We start from the raw sequence: 26,681 nt of genomic DNA, 5'->3' as shown, positions 1-26,681 counted from the left end.
GGCAATATTTAACCACCCAGGTCAGAGATATTGCCCATGCTACGTATCGCTAAAGAAGCACTGACGTTTGACGACGTCCTCCTCGTTCCCGCTCACTCCACCGTTCTGCCGAATACTGCCGACCTCAGCACGCAGTTGACGAAAACCATTCGTCTGAACATTCCTATGCTCTCCGCAGCAATGGACACCGTGACTGAAGCGCGTCTGGCTATCGCCCTGGCACAGGAAGGCGGCATTGGCTTTATCCACAAAAACATGTCTATCGAGCGTCAGGCGGAAGAAGTTCGCCGCGTGAAGAAGCATGAATCCGGTATCGTGTCCGATCCTCAGACCGTTCTGCCAACCACCACGCTGCACGAAGTGAAAGCCCTGACCGAACGTAACGGCTTCGCAGGCTATCCGGTAGTCACTGAAGACAACGAACTGGTGGGTATCATTACCGGTCGTGACGTGCGTTTCGTGACTGACCTGAACCAGCCTGTCAGCGTCTACATGACGCCAAAAGAGCGTCTGGTGACCGTGCGTGAAGGCGAAACCCGCGACGTGGTGCTGGCGAAAATGCACGAAAAACGCGTTGAGAAAGCGCTGGTAGTGGACGCGAACTTCCACCTGCGCGGCATGATCACCGTTAAAGATTTCCAGAAAGCAGAACGTAAACCGAACGCCTGTAAAGACGAGCATGGCCGTCTGCGCGTCGGCGCTGCGGTTGGCGCAGGTGCGGGTAACGAAGAGCGCGTTGACGCGCTGGTTGCTGCGGGCGTTGACGTGCTGCTGATTGACTCCTCCCACGGCCACTCCGAAGGCGTTCTGCAACGTATTCGTGAAACCCGTGCTAAATACCCGGATCTCCAGATCATCGGCGGTAACGTAGCAACCGGCGCAGGCGCTCGCGCGCTGGCGGAAGCGGGTTGCAGCGCGGTGAAAGTGGGTATCGGCCCTGGCTCTATCTGTACCACTCGTATCGTCACCGGCGTAGGCGTGCCGCAGATCACGGCGGTTTCTGACGCGGTTGAAGCGCTGGAAGGTACCGGTATTCCGGTCATCGCGGACGGCGGTATCCGTTTCTCTGGCGACATCGCCAAAGCGATCGCCGCAGGTGCCGCAGCCGTGATGGTGGGCTCCATGCTGGCCGGTACCGAAGAATCCCCGGGTGAAATCGAACTCTACCAGGGGCGTTCTTATAAATCCTACCGCGGTATGGGCTCCCTGGGCGCGATGTCTAAAGGTTCCTCTGACCGTTACTTCCAGACCGATAACGCCGCAGACAAACTGGTGCCGGAAGGTATCGAAGGCCGTGTGGCGTATAAAGGCCGCCTGAAAGAGATCATTCACCAGCAGATGGGCGGCCTGCGCTCCTGTATGGGTCTGACCGGCTGTGGTACCATTGACCTGCTGCGTACCAAAGCGGAATTCGTACGCATCAGCGGTGCGGGTATCCAGGAGAGCCACGTTCACGACGTGACGATCACCAAAGAGTCCCCGAACTACCGTCTGGGCTCCTGATAAATTTCCGCGCCCGGCTCAATGCCGGGCGCTTTGTTTTGTTTCACTTGCCTCGGAATTAGCGTCAATGACGGAAAACATTCATAAACATCGCATTCTCATCCTGGACTTTGGTTCTCAGTACACTCAGCTGGTGGCGCGCCGCGTGCGTGAGCTGGGCGTTTACTGTGAGCTGTGGGCGTGGGATGTCACGGAAGCACAGATTCGCGAGTTCAATCCAAGCGGCATCATCCTGTCCGGCGGCCCGGAAAGCACCACCGAAGAGAACAGCCCGCGTGCGCCGCAGTACGTGTTCGAAGCGGGCGTACCGGTGTTCGGCGTTTGCTACGGCATGCAGACCATGGCGATGCAGCTGGGCGGCCACGTAGAAGGCTCTAACGAGCGTGAGTTCGGCTACGCACAGGTTGAAGTCGTCACCGACAGCGCGCTGGTGCGCGGTATCGAAGACTCCCTGACCGCAGACGGCAAACCGCTGCTGGACGTGTGGATGAGCCACGGCGACAAAGTCACCGCTATCCCGTCTGACTTCGTGACCGTTGCCAGCACTGAAAGCTGCCCGTTCGCCATCATGGCGAACGAAGAAAAACGTTTCTACGGCGTGCAGTTCCACCCGGAAGTGACCCACACCCGTCAGGGTATGCGCATGCTGGAGCGCTTCGTGCGTGACATCTGCCAGTGTGAAGCCCTGTGGACCCCGGCAAAAATCATCGACGATGCCGTGGAGCGTATCCGCCAGCAGGTTGGTGATGACAAAGTGATCCTCGGCCTCTCCGGCGGCGTGGACTCCTCCGTGACCGCGATGCTGCTGCACCGCGCCATCGGCAAAAACCTGACCTGCGTCTTCGTGGACAATGGTCTGCTGCGTCTGAACGAAGCCCAGCAGGTAATGGACATGTTCGGTGACCACTTCGGTCTGAACATCGTTCACGTGGAAGGCGAGCAGCGCTTCCTGGACGCGCTGAAAGGCGAGAACGATCCGGAAGCGAAACGTAAAATCATCGGTCGCGTGTTCGTGGAAGTGTTCGACGAAGAAGCGCTGAAGCTGGAAGATGTGAAATGGCTGGCGCAGGGCACCATCTACCCTGACGTGATCGAGTCTGCGGCCTCCGCTACCGGTAAAGCGCACGTCATCAAATCTCACCACAACGTGGGCGGACTGCCGAAAGAGATGAAGATGGGCCTGGTTGAGCCATTGCGTGAGCTGTTCAAAGACGAAGTGCGTAAGATCGGCCTGGAGCTGGGTCTGCCGTACGACATGCTCTACCGTCACCCGTTCCCGGGCCCGGGTCTCGGCGTACGCGTGCTGGGCGAAGTGAAGAAAGAGTACTGCGACCTGCTGCGTCGCGCGGACGCGATCTTCATCGAAGAGCTGCACAAAGCTGACCTGTACAACAAAGTGAGCCAGGCGTTCACCGTGTTCCTGCCGGTGCGCTCGGTCGGCGTGATGGGCGATGGCCGTAAGTACGACTGGGTAGTCTCCCTGCGTGCGGTGGAAACCATCGACTTCATGACCGCGCACTGGGCGCACCTGCCGTATGACTTCTTAGGCCGCGTGTCTAACCGCATCATCAACGAAGTGAACGGCATTTCCCGCGTGGTGTATGACATCAGCGGCAAGCCACCGGCGACGATCGAGTGGGAGTAAGCCCATAACCTTTCCTGCGAAGTTATAAGCAGGTAAGACTGATAAAACCCTCTGTTTACAGAGGGTTTTTCTTTTTGGCCGATATCCGGCCCGGCGGTGAACTACTGGCTCATCTGCCGCGATTCACGGCAGCCGATACTGCGTCGCCATGCGCCGGGTGCCTGACCATACTGACGCTTAAAGCTGCGGTTGAAGGACTGCTGAGAGTCAAAGCCCAGCGCGATCGCCACGTTCAGAATCGGTTCATCGCTGTGGGCCAGGCGCTCAACCGATTTTTGCAGCTTTTGCGCGCGAATATATTCGGCGAGAGGGGAGCCGGTATGTTCTTTGAAAAGCCGCTGGAGGTGCCATTTCGAATAGCCGGCTCGCCTGGAGACGGTTTCAATGTCCAGACGGCTATCGAGGTTGTTGTCGATCCAGTCGAGTAAATCGTGAATGAATGCACCCGTGTTCATTTTGCTTCCCCCTACGCCACGCATTAAAAAGCATCTTTGTTTGTTGCACTTAAAGGTGACCCGTTTTTACATTAATTGCAAGTTTTATTGTTGCATTTAAATCCCTTCTCAAAACGCGTGATTTATCTTCGCCGCAAATAGCACATAAAGTGCAACAATTATTCTTGCACTTAATTAAGCGCCTTCCTACAATCGCCGCGATAGTGTATTCGCAACTGTTACAGTTTTGTGGCGATGAACGACACAAATGGCCTTCAGCCAGCTACCGGACAAAGGAAGTGGCGCGGCGCCTCCCGCTGCGTCTTGCCCGGCGGCTACAATAACCGGAATAAAAATAATGAGCCTGCAAAAAACCTGGGGTAACTTTCATCTGAGCGCGATGGGGGTGGTTTTACTCTCCGCGCTTCTCGTCGGGTGCGATGACAGCGTCGCGCAAAATGCCGCGCCGCAAGCGCCCGTTGTCAGCGCTGCTGACGTGGTGGTGAAATCCATTAGCCAGTGGGACAGCTTTAATGGTCGCATTGAAGCGGTGGAAAGCGTTCAGCTGCGTCCGCGCGTCTCCGGCTACATTGAGAAAGTGAATTACACCGACGGCCAGGAGGTGAAAAAGGGCGAGGTGCTGTTCACGATTGATGACCGAACCTATCGCGCCGCGCTGGAACAGGCGCAGGCGAACCTGGCGAGAGCCAAAACGCAGGCCAGTCTGGCGCGAAGCGAGGCTAACCGTACCGATAAATTAGTCAATACCAACGTGGTGTCCCGCGAAGAGTGGGAGCAGCGCCGTTCCGCCGCTACCCAGGCGCAGGCCGATATTCGCGCCGCGCAGGCGGCGGTAGACGCTGCGCAACTTAACCTCGACTTCACCAAAGTGACCGCGCCTATCGACGGTCGCGCCAGCCGGGCGCTGATCACCAGCGGTAACCTGGTGACGGCGGGCGACAGCGCCAGCGTGCTCACCACCCTGGTCTCGCAGAAAACGGTTTATGTCTACTTCGACGTGGACGAGTCAACCTACCTTCACTATCAGAACCTGGCCCGCAGCGGGCAGCGGGTGTCTGGCGATCATGCGGCGCTGCCGGTGGAGATTGGCCTGACGGGCGAGGAGGGCTATCCCCATCAGGGCAAAGTGGATTTCCTGGATAACCAGCTCACGCCGGGTACCGGAACGATCCGCATGCGCGCGCTGCTGGATAACTCACAGCGTCAGTTCACGCCTGGACTCTTTGCCCGCGTGCGTCTGCCGGGCAGTGCGGAATTTAAAGCCACGCTTGTTGACGATAAGGCGGTGCTGACCGATCAGGATCGTAAATATGTCTATATCGTGGATAAAGACGGGAAAGCGCAGCGCCGCGACATTACGCCCGGGCGTCTGGCCGACGGTTTACGTATCGTACAGCAGGGGCTGAATCCCGGGGATAAAGTCATCGTCGATGGTTTACAAAAAGTGTTTATGCCGGGTATGCCGGTTAACGCGAAAACCGTTGCCATGACCGCCAGCGCCGCCCTCAACTGATCCCTTACCTGAGAATCCAATCCATGGACTTTTCCCGTTTTTTCATCGACAGGCCGATTTTTGCCGCCGTACTGTCGATTCTGATTTTTATCACAGGATTAATCGCCATCCCGCTGCTGCCGGTGAGCGAATACCCTGACGTCGTGCCGCCAAGCGTGCAGGTGCGCGCCGAGTACCCGGGCGCCAACCCGAAAGTGATTGCCGAGACCGTGGCAACGCCGCTGGAAGAGGCGATCAACGGCGTTGAGAACATGATGTACATGAAATCCGTCGCGGGCTCCGACGGCGTGCTGGTGACTACCGTCACCTTCCGTCCGGGCACCGACCCGGATCAGGCGCAGGTTCAGGTGCAAAACCGCGTCGCGCAGGCCGAAGCGCGTCTGCCGGAAGACGTGCGGCGTCTGGGCATCACGACTCAGAAACAGTCGCCAACGCTGACGCTGGTGGTGCATCTGTTTTCGCCTGGCGGTAAGTACGATTCACTGTATATGCGTAACTACGCCACGCTGAAGGTGAAGGACGAGCTGGCGCGTCTGCCCGGTGTGGGGCAGATTCAGATTTTCGGCTCGGGTGAATACGCGATGCGCGTCTGGCTGGACCCGAACAAGGTCGCGGCCCGCGGGCTGACCGCTTCGGACGTGGTCACGGCGATGCAGGAGCAGAACGTGCAGGTGTCCGCCGGGCAGCTTGGCGCCGAGCCGCTGCCGAAAGAGAGCGATTTCCTGATCTCCATTAACGCCCAGGGCCGCCTGCATACCGAAGACGAGTTCGGCAACATTGTCCTGAAAACCACGCAGGATGGTACGGTCGTCCGACTGCGCGACGTGGCGCGTGTCGAGATGGGGTCCGGCAGCTACGCGCTGCGCTCCCAGTTGAACAATAAAGACGCGGTCGGGATTGGTATCTTCCAGTCGCCGGGGGCAAACGCCATCGATCTGTCTAACGCGGTACGCGCCAAAATGGACGAACTGTCCACACGATTCCCGGACGATATGAAATGGGCGGCGCCTTACGACCCGACGGTGTTTGTACGCGACTCGATCCGCGCTGTGGTGCAAACGCTGCTGGAAGCGGTGGTGCTGGTCGTGCTGGTGGTGATCCTGTTCCTGCAAACCTGGCGCGCGTCGATAATCCCGCTGATTGCGGTGCCGGTATCGGTAGTGGGCACGTTCAGTATTCTCTACCTGCTGGGCTTTTCGCTGAATACCCTGAGCCTGTTCGGGCTGGTGCTGGCGATTGGTATCGTGGTGGACGATGCCATCGTGGTGGTGGAAAACGTCGAACGAAATATCGAAGAGGGGCTCGCCCCACTTGCGGCAGCGCATCAGGCGATGCGTGAAGTGTCCGGACCGATTATTGCCATTGCGCTGGTGCTGTGTGCGGTATTCGTTCCGATGGCGTTCCTCTCCGGCGTGACCGGTCAGTTCTACAAGCAGTTTGCGGTAACGATAGCCATTTCCACGGTGATTTCCGCGATCAACTCGCTGACGCTCTCGCCAGCGCTGGCCGCGCTGCTGTTGAAGCCGCATGGCGCCCCGAAAGATTTCCCGACCCGGCTTATCGATCGTCTGTTCGGCTGGATTTTCCGTCCGTTTAACCGCTTTTTCCACCGCAGCTCGACTGGCTATCAGGGGCTGGTGGGCAAAACGCTCGGCCGACGCGGGGCAGTGTTCGTGGTTTATTTGCTGCTGCTTTGCGCTGCGGGCGTGATGTTTAAAGCCGTTCCCGGCGGGTTTATTCCGACGCAGGATAAGCTGTACCTGATCGGCGGCGTGAAAATGCCGGAAGGCTCGTCGCTGGCGCGCACCGATGCGGTGATCCGCAAAATGAGCGAAATCGGGATGAATACCGAAGGCGTGGATTATGCGGTCGCGTTTCCTGGCCTGAATGCGCTCCAGTTCACCAATACGCCGAACACCGGGACGGTCTTCTTTGGCCTGAAGCCTTTCGACCAGCGTAAACATACTGCGGCGGAAATAAACGCGGAGATCAACGCGAAAATCGCGCAAATCCAGCAGGGCTTTGGCTTCTCGATTCTGCCGCCGCCGATTTTAGGTCTGGGCCAGGGATCGGGCTATTCGCTGTATATTCAGGATCGTGCTGGTCTGGGCTATGGCGCGCTGCAAAACGCGGTGAACACCATGTCCGGGGCGATTATGCAGACGCCGGGGATGCATTTCCCTATCTCAACCTACCAGGCAAACGTTCCGCAGCTGGATGTACAGGTTGACCGTGATAAGGCGAAAGCGCAGGGCGTGTCGCTCACCGATCTCTTCGGGACGCTGCAAACCTATCTGGGCTCGTCTTATGTGAATGACTTCAACCAGTTCGGTCGCACCTGGCGCGTAATGGCACAGGCCGACGGGCAGTTCCGCGACAGCGTGGAAGATATCGCGAATTTACGCACCCGTAATAGCCAGGGTGAAATGGTGCCGATTGGCAGTATGGTGAAAATCACGACCACCTACGGTCCGGACCCGGTGATCCGCTACAACGGCTACCCGGCGGCGGATCTGATTGGCGATGCCGACCCGCGCGTGCTCTCTTCCGCGCAGGCGATGACGCAGCTGGACGGTATGTCTAAGCAGATCCTGCCGAACGGGATGAATATTGAATGGACGGACCTGAGCTTCCAGCAGGCCACCCAGGGCAACACGGCGCTGATCGTCTTCCCGGTCGCGGTGCTGCTGGCGTTCCTGGTGCTGGCGGCGCTGTATGAAAGCTGGACGCTGCCCCTGGCAGTGATCCTCATCGTGCCGATGACGATGCTCTCCGCGCTGTTCGGCGTCTGGCTGACCGGGGGCGATAACAACGTCTTCGTGCAGGTAGGGCTGGTGGTACTGATGGGGCTGGCCTGTAAAAACGCGATTCTTATCGTGGAGTTTGCCCGCGAGCTGGAAATTCAGGGCAAAGGCATTATGGAGGCCGCGCTGGAAGCGTGCCGCCTGCGTCTACGCCCGATTGTAATGACCTCTATCGCCTTTATTGCCGGGACCATTCCACTGATCCTTGGTCACGGGGCAGGGGCAGAAGTGCGCGGCGTCACCGGGATCACCGTGTTCGCCGGGATGCTGGGTGTGACGCTGTTTGGTCTGTTCCTGACGCCGGTCTTTTACGTGACGCTGCGTAAGTTCGTGACGCGCGGTAAAGCGGAAAGAGAGGTGTTGCCTGCGTAGGACGTAGCAGATAGCAAAAAGCCGCCTTCACAATGAAGGCGGCTTTTTTTTCGCAGTCTGTCAGGATTAGGGCGCTTTTTTATGCTGTGTGCAGAGTTCCGGCACCGGATCGCACCCGCTGGTATCGGCTTTTTTCACCTCTTCCAGCGCGCTGGCGACGGTATGGCGCGCTAAAACCGCTAACGAAGCCTGCTCCGCTTCATCAGCGATTGATTTGAAGTACCAGCAGGCGTTGGCGCTGACCACGCAGCGGGCCGGGACGTCAGGACGGGACGCCCACAGCTTTTTATCTTCAGTGACGGAGAGGTAGATATCACGCAGGGTAATCTCTTCCGCCGGGCGGCCAAGGTGAATAGAGCCGTTGCGACCAAGCGTGGAGACGATAATGCCGTCGCGGGCGAGAGGAACCATTAATTTGCGGATAAAGCTCGGATTCGCTTCCAGGCCGTAAGCCAGGATTGCACTCGTCGAACGTTCACCCGATTGCTCCGCCATCGCTACGCTGAGAACCATCTGCAAAGCTGTCGGGAAGCGGTAATCTAACATTTTTCTGTCCTGGGTTGCGGTGAATCTTGTTCTTTTTGGCACCGCAGAGGTGAATAATCAGTAAGTAACAATATAACAAATACGGTAATTTTATTGAAGCAATCTGCGGCATACGTAAAGTAACGCTGCGCTGACACATGTCAGGACGTGTAGCGCCGCGTTTACGTTCATGCGAACGCCGGATTCGGGAAATCAACGGTCACCATAAGACCGCCTTCGGCTGACGTACTCAGATTGACCCTGCCGTTGTGTTGCTGCGTAACGGCTTTAACGATAGCAAGCCCCAGTCCACTCCCGCTTTGGGTCTGATTAGGATCGCGGAAAAATCTGTCGAACACGCGCTCCCGCAATTCAACCGGAATGCCGGGACCCGCGTCTGAGACGCGCAGCTGAGCGGACTTGTCACGCGATTGCAGTTGTACCTCAATGCGTCCACCCTCAGGGCTGTACTTCACGGCATTCTCAATTAAATTGTCGATCAGCGATACCAGACGTTCCCGAATGCCTGTGATATGGATTTCATCATCGGCGATGAATTCAAACTCAATTCTGCGCCCGGACGCCAGCGGTTCCAGGGCAGCCATTCGCTCCTGAATAAGCGTCGTCAGCGGCACAGGCGACATCACCGTGCTGATGTGCGCTTCGCTGTGCATCATCAGCAGAAGCTGATTGACGAGACGCGCAGCACGGCTATTGCTGCGAACAATGCCCGCAAGCAGCTCCTGCTGGCTTTCGCTGATGACCCAGGACTGCAACGCCTCGACGTTGATCCGCATCGCGGCCAGAGGCGTACGCAGTTCGTGTGCGGCATCGGCAATAAACATTCTTTCCCTTTCGGCGCTTTCCCGCACCCTGGCCAGAAAGTCATTAATCGCGTCGACCGTCTGGCGAAGCTCCCTGTGTCTGGGGACGGCTTTTAAAGGCGAGAGATCGTCCGGCGTGCGCAATGAAATTTCATTCACCACCTTGTTCCAGGGGCGCATCGCGATGCGGATGGACAGCCACGCGGGGAACAGAAGAAAAGGGATGCATATCATCAGCGGCATGACGTAGTAGCCGCGCGAGTTCAGATAGATAAAGAAATTCCAGCTACCGGCAGGGGTAAAAAGGGTGACTTCCACGTCGGAGTGCGCGGATTTGAGGGTACGGCTCGTCCATGTATGGTCCTCACTCTGGACATGCTGCATGACCCCCAGACGGCTATTTTTTACCCCCGTCGGCGCACCATCCGAAGAAAAAATAATCTCGTTATTCTTGCGAACAATGAGGTTGATGGACAGCTCCGGATCTTCGCCGCCGCCATACCCCTCCCGCAGCGCCTTGCTGAACGCTGCCAGCACGGCATCACGCGCCTGCGGGCGATCGTCCATGCTCTCTACCAGGGAAAACAGGGTTTCGTAAGTCTCACTGCCCGTCAGTATGGGAGGGCTACGCAGGTCTTCCAGCAAAATGAAGGTTAAAAAGAGACACCAGAGCAACGTAAGCAGCAGCATCTGGGCGACCAGCATTCGCCTGACCAGCGTGGGAAGCCGGAGGTGGTGCCAAAATTACGCATCAACCTGCCGCCTTCTGAACGGGTACGGTATCAATGACATACCCAACGCCTCTTACCGTTCGCACAAAACCATCGCCAATTTTTCGCCGCAGGTTACCCATATGCACGTCAAGCGCGTTGCTGAGGTTTTCTTTCGTGCCAAATATCCTTTCTTCCAGATACCGTCGCGTAAGCACGCGATCGGCGCGCAGCATTAACGTTTCAAGCAGCGCATATTCGCTTGCCGTCAGCTCAACGTGGCGTTCGCTCACCGTCACGCGACGCGTCGGAATATGAAGCGACAAACCGCGAATTTCTATTGCCTCATTTTCAAAACCGTAACTGCGCCGCGCAAGGGCTCTCACGCGCGCCAGCAGTTCGGCGAGAACAAAAGGTTTGACCAGATAATCGTCTGCACCTGCATCCAGCCCGCACAGGCGGTCCTGTAGCGTGCCTCGCGCCGTCAGGATGATGACGGGGACGCCCTTAAGCTGTTGACGCAGGCGCGTCATCAGGCTCATGCCATCGCCATCGGGCAGCCCCAGGTCGAGCAAAATAAGTTCCGGCACGCAGATCCCAAGCTGATGCAGCGCATCCTCTTTGCGGCGTACCCATATGACATCAAATCCTTGATCTGCAAGGGCGATACGCACGCCATTGCCGAGATCCAGGTCGTCTTCAATTAGTAGAATTTTCACATTGGTAACTGTATCAACAGTGCATGAAGAACAACTGAAGAAAAAACGGTAACAGGAATTCTACAGGGTTTACAGAACCTTCACGTGCTTCAGCATTTCTTCATTTACGGCTCATAAGAACCTTAGGGTGAGTATTCAGAATGAGCGCTCTGGCGTTTAACACCGCTTGTATCGCAATCATCTGAATCCAAAGGGCTTCTTTAATGAGAAACATCACACTGCGTAATAGTTTCCCCCGTTCACGCATCGGTCGCAGCATGAAAAGCATCTTGCCGGGGGCCGTCCTGGCGTTACTGGCTACCCCGACCCTGGCGGCAGATCAGCCTCAGGGCAACGTGTTAACCCTGGGAGGCGGCGTGGATGTTGCGCCACGCTATTCCGGTTCGGACAAGAGCCGGGTCTCTGCGGCTCAGGTGGTTGATTACGCGATGGCCAATGGTTTTTTGTCAGCACCACGCGGGGGATCGGCTACGGCAACAGCTTTGGTAACCTGGACTACAACGCAGCGCTGAGCTATCGCGCAGGACGTAAGGATCGCGATGTAAGCAGCGATTCGATCGCCTCCGGCAGCGACGACCTGCGAGGAATGGGTGACATTAAAGGCTCAGCTATCGTTGTGCCAGGGCTGGGATACAGGGTGACTGACTGGCTGACCGTGCAGTTGCAGGCAGAGGTCCCGGTTTCTGAGAGAGACAATGGTGAAGCTGTGCATTTCGGCATTGCCAGCCCGCTCTATACATCTCCGAAAAATGCGTTAACGCTGGCGCTGACCGGTAGCTGGGGATCCAGTAAGTATGTGCAAACCTACTACGGGGTGAATGCCGCCCAGTCGGCCGCATCGGGTTTTGCCCGACACGATGCCGGATCGGGAATATATGCGTATTCGCTGAACCTGGACTGGACCCATAAGCTTACCTCCCGCTGGAGCCTGCTTGCCGCAGCTGGCGTTACGCAGCTGACGGGAGAGGCTGGCGATAGCCCCATTGTTCAGCGAAAAACGTCTCCTGTGGGAAGTTTGAAGGTGACGTACAGCTTCTGATGGTTCAGCGAGGGGGAAGGTGCGTTTGTGACAAAACCGCACATAACCCCGTTGCAGGAGCCGGAAGTGCATAAAGCCCGCAGGATGGCGTGGCCCGAAGTCGGACCGTTCATCATGCGGGCTTTTTTATCACTGTTGACCCGATAACGCCTGTTCAATCGTACGGGTAATGACGTCCGGCTGGCTGACCATCGATACATGGCTTGCCGCTACCTCCGTGGTGTTGGCGTTGATTTTCTTCGCCATTGCGCGCTCTAGCTCAGGATTGATCATCCGGTCATTTTTGCTGACCACATACCAGCTCGGTTTGTCATGCCAGGCGGCATGCGCGATTTTCTCCCCAAACGCATTGGCCTTAATGGGGCCCTGCGTCGCGGCAATCACGCTGCGCTCAACGTCCTTTACGTCAGGGGCAAAATTCTCGCTGACCGCTTTTGTCGGCAGATATAAATACCCCTCTGTGGTTTTAGCGAGGCTGGCGCTCCCTGGCGGAGCAGGGAAGCTATTTGCCAGAGCTGCCGTCGACTGGCCGGAATCCGGCGCAAAAGCAGCAACGTAAACCAGTGACTTCACGCGGGCATTGTTTCCCGCCTCGCTGATTACCGTCCCGCCCCAGGAGTGACCGACCAGCACCACATCCCCATGAGCCCGGGCGATAGCACGCTGCGTGGCGGCGACATCATCTTTCAGAGACGTGAGCGGAAGTTGTACCGCAATGACCTCGGTATGGTGTTTTTGCAGCCGGGTAATCACCTTATTCCAGCTGCTGCCGTCGGCAAACGCCCCGTGCACCAGCACCACGCTGGCTTTCGTCTCTGCCAGCGCGCTGGTGGAAACCGCCAGCACCATCGCTGTTAATACAGACAATGCTTTCATAACAGGCTCCTTAAAAGTGATGAACCGCGGCGTGTGGCGGCACGGTGAATTCAACGGTTTTATGGTCGATGGGTTTATGCGTCGGGTCGGCAACGACGATCGTCACCTTGTGCTTTCCTGCGGGCAGCCCGACCAGGATCACCGGCTCGCCGCTGGTATCAGCCCAGTGCCAGGGCGCGTCATCCACCACAACGTGAATATGGCCGATACGCGGAGTGACTTTCAGCGCGTCGGGTCCAAATACAGGTTCAATGCGCAGGTTTTCGACACGGTACTGAATAAAGACCGCACCTTTACTTAGCGGTCCCGCCAGCGGCGGATCGACAATCAGTTTTGCCCGCGGCTGGGGGTGTTCAGGCGGGGCGACGGCGGCTGGACCGTTGACATCAGCGGCGCTCAGGCCATCCAACGGTGCGGCCATTGCGCCAGCAAAGGACGTCAGCGCAAATACAGGAAGCAGGAAATATCGACGAATCATCTGTGTCTCTCCTCATCAGTTTATTATGGCGAGGGATACAGAAGACCATTTTTATGTATCGGGGATGTTTGCTTTTGCGGGCGTGTTGTACCGGTTTGTCAGCGTAGCGCTCGGGATACAGTGTGATACAGTTTGTCTTCCGGGAGCGAACACGCTTTAGCGCTCGGGCGAATCCACCACAAGACCTGATTGCTGCGACTGAATTTTGTCCTGATGGTGATACCAGGCGCCAATGGAGGAATAAACAAAGCGGCCAAAGAAAAACAGGAAACTGATGAGCAGTATGATGCGGGTCATCCGGGTGTTAAATCGATGTCGTTTTCGCATACGCGTAGCCTGACTCACTTTCTTTTCCTGAGTATACCCTTTTGGGCGATACGGCTATTAAGGCACAGCCGCAAGTCAGGGTCAATTCGGCGAAATGTAAAATAGCGTCAATGCTTACATTAATTTATGTTATTAAAAACAACGCTTTTATTTATCGCATTGATAATTACAGGAAAAATATTCAAAAAAAACGTAAGAAAGGTTTATTCAGATAAATTAATTTGATTTAGGTCAACCGCATCCCGTCGTTGATATTTAAAATCCCTCCTCCACTGTGCTTGCCAGGAATTTTCCGGGCAACGTGTACGTCAGGTTGGATGCCTGTCTTCATTTACCCTCTGGAGCGCAAGGGTTGTAAACGAGCATCTATGAATATTCACCACATCCTGAAGCAAAATAAAGACCGCTGGTGGGCACTTCCTCTTATTTTACCCGTCGTGTTACTCCCGGTGCTTAGTGTGGCTAATACCTTAACGCAGTTGGGCGACGGTATCGTTGCGCTCTATTATCTCCCGCTCTCCTTTTTGCTGACGCTGATGTTATTCTTTGGCCTGGAAGCCCTCCCCGGGGTGGTGGTGTCGCTGTTTTTACGTTATTACCCCTCCGTTGGGTTATTTGAAGCCATGGCCGGCATTCTGCATTTTATCGTTCCTCTGGTGCTCAGCTGGGGCGGTTATCGCGTGTTTGCGCCCCGGCGCAATATGACCGCTTACGGTGACATACGCCTGATGGGGCAGCGTATTTTCTGGCAGGTGTTTTGCCCGGCAACGCTATTTCTGCTGCTGTTTCAGTTTGCGGTCTATCTCGGCGTCTATGAGAGCCGCCAGAGCCTCGCAGGACTGAATCCCCTCAATATTCGGACCCTTATTAACTATCAGGGGCTGCTGGTGAGCGGGCTGACGGGCGTGCCGCTAAGCTACCTGCTGATCCGCCTGATACGTCATCCTCGCTATATCAAGGGACTGATGTCCCAGCTCCGCGCGCAAATAGACAAAAAGGTGACGGCCTTTGAGTTTGTGGTGTGGTTTTTAGCCCTGGGCGGGTTGCTGGTCATGCTGCTGCTGCCCATGAATGCAAACAGTTCCATTTTCAGTACCAACTACACCTTGTCCCTGCTGATGCCCGTGATGCTCTGGGGGGCGATGCGCTTTGGCTACAAGCTGATGTCACTCATCTGGACGCCGGTCCTGCTGGTGTCGATTCACTTTTTTTATCACTACATTCCGGTGCAAGAGGGTTATGGCATTCAGCTGGCGATCACCTCATCCAGCTATCTGGTCTTTTCCTTCGTTGTGACGTACATGTCGATGCTGGCGACACGCCAGCGGGCCATCAATATTCGCTCCCGCAGTCAGGCTTTTCTCGATCCGGTGGTGCATATGCCCAACCTGCGGGCGCTGTCGCGCGAGCTGGCCAGTCATCCGTGGTCAGCGCTCTGTTTACTGCGCGTGCCCGAGCTGGAGGTGCTGGGACGCAATTACGGCGTGATGCTGCGGATCCAGTATAAACAGCAGCTGGCGCAATGGATAAACGGCACCCTTCAGCCCAATGAGCGAGTCTATCACCTCACCGGGTATGACATGGCGGTGCGTCTGGAGGCGGAGTCGCATCAACAGCGCATTGAAACGCTGGACGAGCATATCAAGCAGTTTGTTTTTATCTGGGATGGTATGCCGGTACAGCCTCAGGTCGGCGTGAGCTATTGCTATGTACGCTCACCCGTCAATCATCTCTATCTGGTGCTGGGGGAACTGGGCATCGTGGCCGATCTCTCCCTTTCTACCAACCACCCGGAAAATCTTCAGCAGCGCGGGGCTGTTCATTTGCAGCGTAGCCTGAAAGATAAGGTCGCGATGATGAGTCGTTTGCAGGCCGCGCTGGAGCAGGACGCTTTTACCCTGCTGGTTCAGCCCGTTCGCGGGCTGCGCGGTGATTGTTATCACGAGGTGCTGCTGCGAATGAGTGATGATAACGGGGCGCTGATCTTTCCCGAGCAGTTCCTGCCCATTGCACAGGAGTTTGGTTTATCGTCGCGTGTTGATTTATGGGTACTGGAGCGTACGTTGAGTTTTCTGGCACAGCACCGCCAGCGTTTGCCGGGCCAGCGCTTTGCGATCAACCTCGCACCTTCTACCGCCTACAGGGCGCAGTTCCCGCTTGAAGTGAGCCGCCTGTTAGCCAAATACGCCGTTGAAGCGTGGCAGCTGATCTTTGAAGTGACCGAAAGCAGCGCCTTTGGTCATGCGGATCTGGCGGCGTCGACCCTCAGGAAATTACAAAAAATGGGCATCCGGATCGCCATTGATGATTTTGGCACGGGCTACGCCAGCTATGCGCGGTTAAAAAGCGTGGACGCAGACATTCTCAAAATCGACGGCGGCTTTATTCGCAATATTGTCAGCAACAGCCTGGATTACCAGATTGTGGCTTCCATTTGCCATCTGGCCCGGATGAAGAAAATGCTGGTGGTGGCGGAATATGTGGAAACGGAAGAGATACGTAGCGCGGTGCACGCGCTAGGTATCGATTATGTGCAGGGCTATTTGATTGGGTTGCCGGCTGAGCTTGATACGTTGCTCAACACGCAGCCTTCTCAGGAGACCGCCTGAGCCGTTACGCTGCCGCCTCAGAACTCTCTTCTTCAATCTTCAACAGCCAGCCGGTGACCGCTTCCCAGTACTGCTGCTCTTTTTCCAGATCCAGCAGCACCAGCGCGTTCTGGCTAAACCAGTCGTGCGGGAAGCTCAGCGTCCAGTGATAGTCATCCGTTTTTAGCTTCAGCGTCGGCGGCGTGGTGGTTGCCTGTCGCTGATTATTGAGCAACACGCCCAGGCGCAACAGCTGAATGAGCGGCAGGAACTGCTTTTTCTTAAATAATGTAAAGCGCGGCAGATCGTCGAGCTTGATGGCTTTGCGGTGATAGCGCACCAGCGTCGCCATCATGGTTTGCTGCTCCTGGTTGAAACCAGGCAGATCGCTGTTTTGCAGAATATAGGCTGAATGGCGATGCATTCCGCTGTGGTTAATGTTCAGCCCCACCTCGTGCAACATGGCGGCCCATTTCAACAGCGCGGCCAGCTGCGGATGCGCCAGCTTCGGATTCTGCTCCTCCCACTGCTCGTACATCTGAACCGTGGTTTCCAGCACCCGTTTCGCCTGTTCGCGGTCAATGTTGTACTGGTTGGCCAGGCTCTGCGCGGTGCGGCTGCGAATATCCTGATGACGGAAACGGCCTTCCATCTCATACAGCACGCCTTCACGCAGGGCGCCGTCAGAGAGGCGCAGCTCTTTGATCGCCAGCGCGTCAAACACGCCGCAGAGGATCGCCAGCCCCGGTACGAACACGGCTTTACGTTCGTCGGACAGACCCGGCAAACTCAGGGCGTCGAAGCTCTTATGCTTAAGCACCTCTTCGGTGAGTTTCACCAGGCGCTCAGGCGTAATAAACCCGTCTTTTTCACCCATTGCCAGCAGCACTTCATGGGCCGCTTTAATCGAACCCGATGCGCCCAGCGCCACGTTCCAGCCCTGAATACGGTATTGCCAGGCCAGATTTTCGAGTTTTTGTACGGCGGCCATGCGCGCGCGCTGGAAGTTTTCGCGGGTGATGACGCCGCCCGGGAAATACATCTGCGCGAAGCTGACGCAGCCCATACGGCGGCTTTCCACCAGACGCGGCTCGAAATCCTCGCCAATCACCAGTTCCGTGGAACCACCGCCGATATCAATCACCAGCTTGCGGCCTTTTTCCGGCTGCGTATGCTCCACGCCCATAAAAATCAGGCGCGCTTCTTCGTTACCGGAGATGATCTCAATCGGGTAGGGGATAACCTTTTCCGCGCGCTTAAGAAATTCAGGCGCGTTCAGCGCCTGGCGTAGCGTATGCGTCCCGACGATGCAGACGCTGGACGGCGAAAAGCCTTGCAAACGTTCTGCGAACAGCGACAGACAGTTCAGCCCGCGCTCCATGGCCTCTTCGCTCAGCATGTTACGCGCGTCGAGACCATCGGCCAGATGCACACGCTGCTTCAGACGACCGATGATCTGCATCGCGCCATCCACCTCGCGGGCGATGACCATATGGAAACTGTTTGAGCCAAGATCGACCGCGGCGAACTCCTGCGGGCGTGGGGTATTATCGTTTATTGGCATAGGTTAATCGGATTGCTCAAGTGATTTAATGTAATCGTAAATCGCCAGCTGCGAGCGCACTTTACGGCGGTTGCCGCGCGGTACATAGCGATTACTGAGTTCTTTGTCGATATAACGTGCTTTCACCGTATCGCTGAACAGGATCTCGATAATGTCCAGGATACGCTGCTTCAGGCGAGGATCCAGCAGCGGTGCCGCCACTTCAATACGGTAATCAATGTTACGCGTCATCCAGTCGGCGGACGAGAGGTATACGCGCTTATCACCGGCGTTATCGAAAATATAGACGCGATCGTGTTCAAGATAGCGATCCACAATGCTGATCACGCGGATATTGTCGCTGATGCCTTCCAGTTCCGGAATGAGCGAGCACATGCCGCGAATGAGCAGATTTACCGGAACGCCGGAGCTGGAGGCCGCGTACAGGCGGTCCACCAGCCCTTTGTCCACCAGATTGTTGAGCTTCAGCGTGATGCCGGACGACAAGCCGTTCTGCGCATTGGCAATCTCTTTATCGATCATATCGTACAGCAGGCGCCGTGAGTTCTGCGGTGACACCAGCAGATAATCGAAGCTCACCGGGCGGTACGGGTTCTCAATGAAGTTGAACACCCGACGCACTTCGTTGGTGATGCGGGCATCGGCAGTCAGCAGCGAATAGTCGGTGTAGATTCTCGCGGTTTTCTCGTTAAAGTTCCCGGTACCGATATGGGCGTAGCGCACCACGTCGTCGCCCTCTTTACGGGAGATCAGGAACAGCTTGGCGTGAATTTTCAGCCCTGGCGCGGAGAAGATGACGTGTACGCCCGCTTCCGTCAGTCGGCGCGCCCAGTGGATGTTGGCCTCCTCGTCGAAGCGAGCCTGGAGCTCAACCACCACGGTCACTTTCTTGCCGTTGTGCGCCGCGTGGATCATCGCATCGATGATACGGGAATCTTTCGCCACGCGATAAATGTTGATTTTGATCGCCAGCACGTTCGGATCGAACGAGGCCTGACGCAGCAATTCCAGCACGTGTTCAAAGGTGTGATACGGATAGTAGAGCAGCACATCCCGTTCGCGGATGGCGTCGAACCCGTTGCGGAACTTATCGAACCAGATATGGCGCAGGCGCGGCAGCGGTTTGTTCACCAGATTGGCCTTGCCGACGTTCGGGAAGCCAATGAAATCTTTAAAGTTGTGGTAACGCCCACCGGGGATAATGGAGTCGTAGCGGGAGATGGTCAGCTTATCGCGCAGCATCTCCACCATCGCGTCCGGCATATCGCGTTGATAGACAAACCGCACCGGCTCCGCCGTCAGGCGCTGCTTGAGGCTGGAAGACATCAGCTCCATCATGCTGGCTTCCATCTCATGCACCAGATCGTACTCGGCGTCACGGGTCATCTTCATCGAGTAGGCGTTGAGCGCGTCGTAATCGAAGAAGCCTTTGAAGATATCGTCCAGGCAGTAGCGCAGGATGTTATCCAGCAAGATCATCGGCTTACGCCGGCGCGGGGTTTCCGGCGGCAGGTTTACAAAGCGTGGGACTTTATCAGACGGTATTTCCAGCAACGCGTAGTTAATGGTCTCACCACGAATGATTTCTACCGCCAGATAGGTGTAATCATCTTTCAGGAACTGCACCAGATCGGTTTCACGGTTGATCAGAATCGGGGTAATGTGCTGGCGCAGATAATGTTTGAAATAGTGGCGCAGCCAGTTTTGCTGATTCGCGGAGAGCTGGCGTTCGTTGATCAGGAAGATTTGGTTGCGTGCCATTTCCAGCAGCAGCTCGTTATAGAGGCCATCAAATTCCTGATCGGCTTTCATGACGCGAGACTGGATTTTTCCAAGCAGATGCCGCGAGTGGGAGTTTAAGCCCTGTTCTTCGCTGATAATGATTCGGCGTTTCAGTTCGGCGAAGCGAACCTTGTAGAACTCATCCAGATTGTTGGAATAGATGCCTAAAAAACGCATACGTTCAATCAGCGGGTTGCTTTTATCGGCCGCTTCCTGAAGTACACGTTCGTTGAATGCTAACCAGCTTAGCTCTTTCTCGATGTATAACTTTTCCTGACCCATTACAGCTCACACTCCAGTTCAATCACAGGACGTGGTAAATCCGTCTCGTCCTTATTATGGCGAGCATTTCCACGATATGTCCAACAGTGCCAGAAAAGTATGACAGTTATTTTTTTGTTGGGGAATTTAGAGGGTTGGGGGAGGGGGTGTCGGGTGGCGCTGCGCTTACCACGACCTACGGGACCGTAGGCCCGTGCAAGCGAAGCGCCGCCGGGCAATTCAAACAGACTACTCTTCAGCCGCATAACCCTGCGGGGGCAACTTCACGCCGTCCAGCCAGGCTGCGCCGTTGCGCATCTCCAGACGTCCATCGACAAACCAGCTTACCACCAGCGGATAAATGGCGTGTTCCTGCGTCTGCACACGTTCGGTCACGTCGTCTTCGTTGTCGCCGTCAAAGACCGGTACTTTTGCCTGCAAAATGACCGGACCGCCGTCCAGCTCGTCGGTGACGAAATGCACGGAGGTACCATGCTCCTCATCGCCGTTCTCCAGCACCTGACGATGGGTGTGCAGACCGGGGTATTTTGGCAGCAGGGAAGGGTGGATATTGAGCAGTCGTCCGGCGTAGTGTGCAACAAAAGCCGGGCTCAGGATGCGCATGTAGCCTGCCAGCACCACCACGTCAGGTGCGTAGGCGTCAATCTCCTGCACCAGCTCACGGTCAAAGGCTTCACGCCCGGCGAACTGGCTGGCTTCCAGCGCGTGCGCAGGAATGTTCGCTACCCGCGCGCGCTCAAGGCCGAATGCATCGGCCTTGTTGCTGAATACTGCCCGAATGGTGCCATTGATTTTCTTCTGTTTGCAGGCGTCTATGATTGCCTGCAAATTGCTTCCGTTGCCGGAAATGAGCACCACGATGTTTTTCATTCAATGACCACACGCTGTTCGGAATCGGAAGCTTTAATCGTACCGATTTTCCACGCGTTTTCACCTTTTTCTGTCAGCAGCTTAACCGCTTTATCCGCTTCGCTGGCGGGCAGGGCGATAACCATGCCCACGCCGCAGTTAAAGGTGCGGTACATTTCGTGAGAGCTCACGTTGCCTGCGGTTTGCAGCCAGTTGAAGACGGACGGCCACTGCCATGAGGATGCGTCGATCACCGCCTGGGTATTGTCCGGCAGCACGCGCGGAATGTTTTCCCAGAAGCCGCCGCCGGTGAGGTGAGCGATGGCGTGCACGTCAACGTTCTCAATCAGCTCCAGCACGTTTTTCACGTAGATGCGGGTCGGGGCCAGCAGGTGATCGGCCAGCGGTTTGCCGTCCAGCTCGGTGGTCAGCGGGTCGCAACCGCTCACTTCGAGGATTTTACGCACCAGAGAGTAGCCGTTGGAGTGCGGACCGCTGGAAGCCAGCGCAACCAGCACATCGCCGTCAGCCACTTTGCTGCCGTCGATAATTTCTGATTTTTCTACCACGCCGACGCAGAAGCCTGCGACGTCATAATCTTCACCGTGATACATGCCAGGCATTTCCGCGGTTTCACCGCCGACCAGCGCACAGCCGGATTGCAGGCAGCCTTCGGCGATACCGTTAATGACGCTGGCTGCGGTATCCACGTCCAGCTTGCCGGTCGCGTAGTAATCGAGGAAGAACAGCGGCTCGGCGCCCTGTACCACCAGGTCGTTGACGCACATCGCCACCAGATCGATACCAATCGTATCGTGACGCTTAAGATCCATCGCCAGGCGCAGTTTTGTACCGACACCATCCGTACCCGAGACCAGCACAGGTTCACGATATTTTTGCGGCAGCGCGCACAGTGCGCCGAATCCACCCAGGCCACCCATCACTTCCGGGCGGCGGGTTTTTTTCACCACACCTTTGATTCGGTCAACCAGCGCATTACCTGCGTCAATATCAACACCGGCATCTTTGTAGCTGAGAGAAGTTTTGTTGGTCACGGCTTAAATCCCCACGCGATTGCATAGCTAGTAAGAAAAATCGGCGCAATTCTAACAGTCCAGGCAAACGTTTGCGAGCCTATTCTCGGCGCGAGGATCTTTTTTTCTGTGCGGGCTGTCCAGGGCAACTAACTTGACTCTGTTCACGGAAATGAAACCGGTTTCGGCGATCTGCTTGCAACGGCTATCCCCTTTGCACATCATCAAACTGAAACCGGTTTCTGTAACTGTTTTTGCAGAAAATAACGCAGAATGAGGGATAGCGAATGTCAGGATTTAAAGCAGGTTTTCTGTGGGGTGGGGCCGTTGCGGCGCACCAGCTCGAAGGCGGCTGGAAAGAGGGCGGCAAGGGCGTGAGCGTTGCCGATGTCATGACGGCAGGCGCCCACGGGGTACCGCGTGAAATCACCAACGGCGTGCTGGAGGGGAAAAATTACCCAAACCACGAAGCCATCGACTTCTATCACCGCTATAAAGAAGACATCAAACTCTTTGCCGAGATGGGGTTCAAATGCTTCCGCACCTCCATCGCCTGGACGCGTATCTTCCCGAAAGGCGACGAGCTGGAGCCGAACGAAGCGGGACTCAAATTCTATGACGATCTTTTTGACGAGTGCCTGAAGCACGGCATCGAGCCGGTGATCACGCTTTCCCACTTCGAGATGCCTTTCCACCTGGTGACGGAATACGGCGGCTGGCGCAACCGTAAGCTGATCGACTTCTTTGTTCGCTTCGCGAAGGTCGTTTTTGAGCGCTACCAGCATAAAGTGAAGTACTGGATGACCTTTAACGAGATCAATAACCAGGCCAACTTCCACGAAGACTTTGCGCCGTTTACCAACTCCGGGCTGAAATATGCGCCGGGAGAAGATCGCGAGCCGGTGATGTTCCAGGCGGCGCACTATGAGCTGGTGGCCAGTGCCCTGGCGGTGAAGGCGGGGCGCGAGATCAACCCGTCGCTGCAAATCGGCTGCATGATTGCCATGTGCCCCATCTATCCGCTGACCTGTGCCCCGGACGATATGATGATGGCGATGAACGCCATGCATCGTCGCTACTGGTTCACCGACGTTCACGTGCGCGGCAAGTATCCGCAGCATCTGCTCAACTACTTTGAACGTCGCGGCTTCGCGCTGGATATCACCGAAGAAGATAAAGTGGCGCTGACGCAGGGCTGCGTGGATTACATCGGGTTCAGCTACTACATGTCTTTCGCCACCAAAGCGACGGCGGACAACCCGCAGCTGGACTACGACGAGAGCAAGAGCCTGGTCTCTAACCCGTACGTGCAGAAATCGGACTGGGGCTGGCAGATTGACCCGGTGGGGCTTCGCTACTCCCTCAACTGGTTCTGGGATCACTACCAGCTGCCGCTGTTTATCGTTGAGAACGGCTTTGGCGCGATCGACGTGCAGGAGAGCGACGGCACGGTGAACGACCAGTACCGCATCGACTACCTTTCCGCGCATATCCGCGAGATGAAAAAAGCGGTGGTGGAGGACGGCGTGGATCTGATGGGCTATACCCCGTGGGGCTGTATCGACCTGGTCTCTGCCGGCACCGGCGAGATGAAAAAACGCTACGGCTTTATCTTTGTCGATAAAGATAACGAAGGTAACGGCACGCTGAACCGCAGCAAGAAGAAATCGTTCGACTGGTATAAGCAGGTGATTGCCAGCAACGGAGAGCAGCTATAATTGCCCGGTGGCGCTGCGCTTACCGGGCCTACGGGATGTGTAGGCCGGGTAAGCGTTAGCGCCACCCGGCAGAATCCCGCACCCAAGCCGGAGCCCAGCCTCCGGCTTTTTTGTTTTTGATTGATGTACGTCAAGCAAGATGGGTATGGCGCAATCCGAAAAAAGCGGTATAATCCCGCGATTTTTTTGCGGATGCCACCTCAGAGGAGAAAGAGAATGAAGATTGTGGAAGTGAAACACCCACTCGTTAAACACAAGTTGGGCCTGATGCGTGAGCATGACATCAGCACGAAGCGTTTTCGCGAACTGGCTTCTGAAGTGGGTAGCCTGCTGACCTACGAAGCGACCTCTGATCTGGAAACGGAAAAAGTGACCATCGAAGGCTGGAACGGTCCGGTACAGGTTGAGCAGATCAAAGGTAAAAAAATTACCGTGGTGCCAATCCTGCGTGCGGGTCTGGGCATGATGGAAGGCGTGCTGGAGCACGTCCCAAGCGCGCGTATCAGCGTGGTGGGGATCTACCGTAACGAAGAGACGCTTGAGCCGGTCCCGTACTTCCAGAAGCTGGTCTCTAACATCGACGAGCGTATGGCGCTGGTGGTTGACCCGATGCTGGCGACCGGCGGTTCGATGATCGCCACCATCGACCTGCTGAAAAAAGCGGGATGCAGCAGCATCAAAGTGCTGGTGCTGGTTGCGGCGCCGGAAGGTATCGCGGCGCTGGAAAAAGCGCACCCGGACGTTGAACTCTATACCGCGTCTGTCGACCAGGGACTGAACGAGCACGGGTACATCATCCCGGGGCTCGGCGATGCCGGCGATAAGATTTTTGGTACTAAATAATCGAATAACGATAAAGAAGCCGACTTTGATAGTCGGCTTTTTTTTGAATAAAAACCAACAATGACACTCAGAGGAAAACACTATGACGCGCCGTGCTATCGGGGTGAGTGAAAGACCGCCGCTTTTACAGACAATCCCGCTTAGTTTGCAGCACCTGTTCGCCATGTTTGGCGCAACCGTGCTGGTGCCAATCCTGTTTCACATTAACCCGGCTACCGTGCTGCTGTTTAACGGCATCGGTACGCTACTTTACCTCTTCATCTGTAAAGGCAAAATCCCGGCCTATCTCGGGTCGAGCTTCGCGTTTATCTCCCCGGTTCTGCTGTTGCTGCCGCTGGGTTATGAGGTCGCGCTGGGCGGCTTTATCATGTGCGGCGTGCTGTTCTGCCTGGTCTCCTTCATCGTGAAGAAAGCCGGTACCGGCTGGCTGGACGTGATGTTCCCGCCTGCGGCAATGGGGGCCATCGTTGCCGTCATCGGCCTGGAGCTGGCGGGCGTGGCGGCGAACATGGCCGGGCTGCTGCCTGCGGACGGTCAGTCACCGGATTCCAAAACCATCATTATTTCGCTGGTGACGCTGGGCGTGACGGTTTTCGGTTCCGTCCTCTTCCGCGGCTTTATGGCGATTATCCCGATCCTGATCGGCGTGCTGGCGGGTTACGCGCTCTCCTTCGTGATGGGCGTTGTGGATACCACCCCGATTGCCGAGGCGCACTGGTTCGCGCTGCCAACCTTCTACACCCCGCGCTTTGAATGGTTCGCCATTTTCACTATTCTGCCTGCCGCGCTGGTGGTGATTGCTGAGCACGTCGGCCACCTGGTGGTGACGGCGAACATCGTGAAGCGCGACCTGATCCGCGACCCGGGCCTGCATCGCTCCATGTTTGCCAACGGTTTCTCCACCATCATCTCTGGTTTCTTCGGCTCCACGCCAAACACGACTTACGGTGAGAATATCGGCGTAATGGCGATCACCCGCGTCTACAGCACCTGGGTTATCGGCGGCGCGGCGATCATCGCCATTCTGCTCTCCTGCGTTGGTAAACTGGCGGCGGCGATCCAGATTATCCCGGTTCCGGTGATGGGCGGCGTTTCCCTGCTGCTGTACGGGGTGATCGGTGCCTCCGGTATTCGCGTGCTGATTGAATCCAAAGTGGATTACAGCAAGGCGCAGAACCTGATCCTCACTTCCGTTATCCTGATTATCGGCGTGAGCGGCGCGAAGGTGCACATCGGCGCGGCAGAGCTGAAGGGTATGGCGCTGGCGACCATCGTCGGCGTCGGCCTGAGCCTGATTTTCAAGCTGATCTCGGTGATCCGCCCGGAAGAGGTGGTGCTGGACGCGGACGAAAGCGAAAAAGCGCCACATTGATCGTCATGCCGGGCGAAGGATCGCCCGGTTCTCTCCTTGCAGGTTCCGTGTTAAACTCCATTCCGATTTTATGTAAGATCTCTGGTTGAGGTATTTCTGAACGGACCGGCACAGCTCTCTCTGCCACTTTATCTCCCTGACGACGAAACTTTCGCGAGTTTCTGGCCGGGTGATAACCCCTCTTTACTGGCTGCACTGCAAAACGTGCTGCGCCAGGAACACAGCGGATACATCTATATCTGGTCACGCGAAGGCGCGGGACGCAGCCACCTGCTGCATGCCGCCTGTGCGGAGCTTTCGGCGCGCGGTGACGCGGTAGGCTATGTGCCGCTGGATAAACGCACCTGGTTTGTGCCTGAAGTGCTGGAGGGCATGGAACATCTCTCCCTGGTCTGCATCGATAATATCGAATGCGTGGCGGGGGACGAACCGTGGGAAATGGCGATCTTTAACCTCTACAACCGCATTCTGGAGTCGGGCAAAACCCGGCTGCTGATCACTGGCGATCGTCCGCCGCGCCAGCTCAATCTGGGGCTGCCGGATCTGGCGTCTCGTCTGGACTGGGGACAAATCTACAAGCTGCAACCGCTGTCGGATGAAGACAAACTCCAGGCACTTCAGTTGCGCGCCAGACTGCGCGGATTTGAACTGCCGGAAGACGTGGGTCGTTTCCTGCTCAAGCGTCTGGATCGCGAAATGCGCACGCTGTTTGATACGCTCGATCAGCTCGATCGCGCCTCCATTACCGCCCAGCGCAAGCTGACCATTCCGTTTGTGAAAGATATTCTTAAGCTCTAGTTTTGCCGGGTGGCGGCTGCGCCTTACCCGGCCTACGAAAACCCGTCACGCTTTGTAGGCC

20 protein-coding genes and 1 pseudogene are annotated in these 26,681 nt (G+C 56.4%); 10 read left to right on the top strand and 11 right to left on the bottom strand.

Going from position 1 to position 26,681, the window contains the following annotated elements; translation table 11 throughout:
- Positions 1 to 36 precede the first annotated feature (36 nt).
- Together guaB and guaA are read left to right on the top strand one after the other, a co-directional pair.
- Positions 37 to 1,503: an IMP dehydrogenase gene (gene guaB / locus ACOTX5_RS04225; RefSeq protein WP_003860601.1), complete on the top strand. Its 1,467-nt coding sequence runs from the start codon at positions 37 to 39 to the stop codon at positions 1,501 to 1,503.
- Between the two features lie 67 nt (positions 1,504 to 1,570).
- Positions 1,571 to 3,148, top strand: a complete 1,578-nt coding sequence (guaA, locus tag ACOTX5_RS04220; RefSeq protein ID WP_006811514.1) for a glutamine-hydrolyzing GMP synthase — start codon at positions 1,571 to 1,573, stop codon at positions 3,146 to 3,148.
- 101 nt (positions 3,149 to 3,249) lie between these two features.
- Here the strand turns inward: guaA and ACOTX5_RS04215 are convergent, their stop codons facing one another.
- Positions 3,250 to 3,603 carry a helix-turn-helix domain-containing protein gene (locus ACOTX5_RS04215; protein WP_015572178.1) on the bottom strand — a complete coding sequence of 118 codons (354 nt, stop codon included), beginning with the start codon at positions 3,601 to 3,603 and terminating at the stop codon, positions 3,250 to 3,252.
- A 337-nt stretch (positions 3,604 to 3,940) separates the two neighbouring features.
- Here ACOTX5_RS04215 and ACOTX5_RS04210 point away from each other — a divergent pair, with 337 nt between their 5' ends.
- Complete coding sequence (locus tag ACOTX5_RS04210; protein ID WP_023295135.1) at positions 3,941 to 5,116, top strand: efflux RND transporter periplasmic adaptor subunit; 1,176 nt, start codon at positions 3,941 to 3,943, stop codon at positions 5,114 to 5,116.
- A gap of 23 nt (positions 5,117 to 5,139) precedes the next feature.
- On the top strand, positions 5,140 to 8,292 hold the full coding sequence (gene oqxB / locus ACOTX5_RS04205; protein WP_017692935.1) for a multidrug efflux RND transporter permease subunit OqxB: 3,153 nt from the start codon (positions 5,140 to 5,142) through the stop codon (positions 8,290 to 8,292).
- A 66-nt stretch (positions 8,293 to 8,358) separates the two neighbouring features.
- Here the strand turns inward: oqxB and ACOTX5_RS04200 are convergent, their stop codons facing one another.
- The 3 genes from ACOTX5_RS04200 to ACOTX5_RS04190 form a co-directional block, all read right to left on the bottom strand.
- Positions 8,359 to 8,838, bottom strand: coding sequence for an RrF2 family transcriptional regulator (locus tag ACOTX5_RS04200; protein WP_003860591.1), 480 nt, complete (start codon positions 8,836 to 8,838; stop codon positions 8,359 to 8,361).
- Between the two features lie 167 nt (positions 8,839 to 9,005).
- Positions 9,006 to 10,346: a sensor histidine kinase gene (locus tag ACOTX5_RS04195; RefSeq protein ID WP_045911330.1), complete on the bottom strand. Its 1,341-nt coding sequence runs from the start codon at positions 10,344 to 10,346 to the stop codon at positions 9,006 to 9,008.
- A gap of 46 nt (positions 10,347 to 10,392) precedes the next feature.
- Entirely contained in the window at positions 10,393 to 11,070 is a 678-nt protein-coding gene (locus ACOTX5_RS04190; protein WP_045338588.1) for a response regulator, read from the bottom strand.
- A gap of 203 nt (positions 11,071 to 11,273) precedes the next feature.
- Here ACOTX5_RS04190 and ACOTX5_RS04185 point away from each other — a divergent pair.
- Positions 11,274 to 12,109, top strand: a pseudogene (locus ACOTX5_RS04185) (MipA/OmpV family protein).
- Positions 12,110 to 12,238: 129 nt separating this feature from the next.
- On the opposite strand, the gene ACOTX5_RS04180 reads toward ACOTX5_RS04185, so the two are convergent.
- The 3 genes from ACOTX5_RS04180 to ACOTX5_RS04170 all read right to left on the bottom strand — a co-directional run bounded on the left by ACOTX5_RS04180 (position 12,239) and on the right by ACOTX5_RS04170 (position 13,790).
- On the bottom strand, positions 12,239 to 12,985 hold the full coding sequence (locus tag ACOTX5_RS04180; RefSeq protein WP_045911331.1) for an alpha/beta fold hydrolase: 747 nt from the start codon (positions 12,983 to 12,985) through the stop codon (positions 12,239 to 12,241).
- Positions 12,986 to 12,995: 10 nt separating this feature from the next.
- Positions 12,996 to 13,463, bottom strand: a complete 468-nt coding sequence (locus ACOTX5_RS04175; RefSeq protein ID WP_045911332.1) for a DUF6130 family protein — start codon at positions 13,461 to 13,463, stop codon at positions 12,996 to 12,998.
- Positions 13,464 to 13,619: 156 nt separating this feature from the next.
- A complete protein-coding gene (locus ACOTX5_RS04170; protein ID WP_017383512.1) occupies positions 13,620 to 13,790 on the bottom strand; it encodes a YfgG family protein in 171 nt (56 codons plus the stop codon).
- A 368-nt stretch (positions 13,791 to 14,158) separates the two neighbouring features.
- On the opposite strand from ACOTX5_RS04170, the gene ACOTX5_RS04165 reads away from it, so the two are divergent.
- Entirely contained in the window at positions 14,159 to 16,399 is a 2,241-nt protein-coding gene (locus tag ACOTX5_RS04165) for an EAL domain-containing protein (RefSeq protein ID WP_234101209.1), read from the top strand.
- A gap of 4 nt (positions 16,400 to 16,403) precedes the next feature.
- Here the strand turns inward: ACOTX5_RS04165 and ppx are convergent, their stop codons facing one another.
- The 4 genes from ppx to purM form a co-directional block, all read right to left on the bottom strand.
- Entirely contained in the window at positions 16,404 to 17,942 is a 1,539-nt protein-coding gene (ppx, locus tag ACOTX5_RS04160) for an exopolyphosphatase (RefSeq protein WP_003860570.1), read from the bottom strand.
- 3 nt (positions 17,943 to 17,945) lie between these two features.
- Complete coding sequence (gene ppk1, locus ACOTX5_RS04155; RefSeq protein WP_015572188.1) at positions 17,946 to 20,006, bottom strand: polyphosphate kinase 1; 2,061 nt, start codon at positions 20,004 to 20,006, stop codon at positions 17,946 to 17,948.
- A 228-nt stretch (positions 20,007 to 20,234) separates the two neighbouring features.
- A complete protein-coding gene (gene purN, locus ACOTX5_RS04150; RefSeq protein ID WP_032654434.1) occupies positions 20,235 to 20,876 on the bottom strand; it encodes a phosphoribosylglycinamide formyltransferase in 642 nt (213 codons plus the stop codon).
- Positions 20,873 to 21,910 (bottom strand): phosphoribosylformylglycinamidine cyclo-ligase, encoded by a 1,038-nt coding sequence (gene purM / locus ACOTX5_RS04145; protein ID WP_017383509.1) that lies wholly within the window; start codon positions 21,908 to 21,910, stop codon positions 20,873 to 20,875. Before purM ends, purN begins: the two co-directional genes overlap by 4 nt.
- Positions 21,911 to 22,176: 266 nt before the next feature.
- On the opposite strand from purM, the gene ACOTX5_RS04140 reads away from it, so the two are divergent.
- From ACOTX5_RS04140 to ACOTX5_RS04125, 4 genes are all read left to right on the top strand, one after another.
- Complete coding sequence (locus tag ACOTX5_RS04140; protein WP_023295128.1) at positions 22,177 to 23,607, top strand: 6-phospho-beta-glucosidase; 1,431 nt, start codon at positions 22,177 to 22,179, stop codon at positions 23,605 to 23,607.
- Positions 23,608 to 23,823: 216 nt separating this feature from the next.
- Entirely contained in the window at positions 23,824 to 24,450 is a 627-nt protein-coding gene (upp, locus tag ACOTX5_RS04135) for a uracil phosphoribosyltransferase (protein WP_003860560.1), read from the top strand.
- An 82-nt stretch (positions 24,451 to 24,532) separates the two neighbouring features.
- On the top strand, positions 24,533 to 25,822 hold the full coding sequence (gene uraA / locus ACOTX5_RS04130) for a uracil permease (protein WP_017692944.1): 1,290 nt from the start codon (positions 24,533 to 24,535) through the stop codon (positions 25,820 to 25,822).
- A 96-nt stretch (positions 25,823 to 25,918) separates the two neighbouring features.
- Positions 25,919 to 26,620, top strand: coding sequence for a DnaA inactivator Hda (locus ACOTX5_RS04125; protein ID WP_211482948.1), 702 nt, complete (start codon positions 25,919 to 25,921; stop codon positions 26,618 to 26,620).
- Positions 26,621 to 26,681: the final 61 nt, after the last annotated feature.

Source organism: Enterobacter cloacae complex sp. IR5441 (assembly GCF_049238215.1).
GTDB classification, from domain to species: Bacteria; Pseudomonadota; Gammaproteobacteria; order Enterobacterales; family Enterobacteriaceae; genus Enterobacter; species Enterobacter hormaechei_C.
The sequence above is the reverse complement of the archived record's forward strand: the minus strand, read 5'-3'. Positions and strand labels throughout refer to the sequence as shown.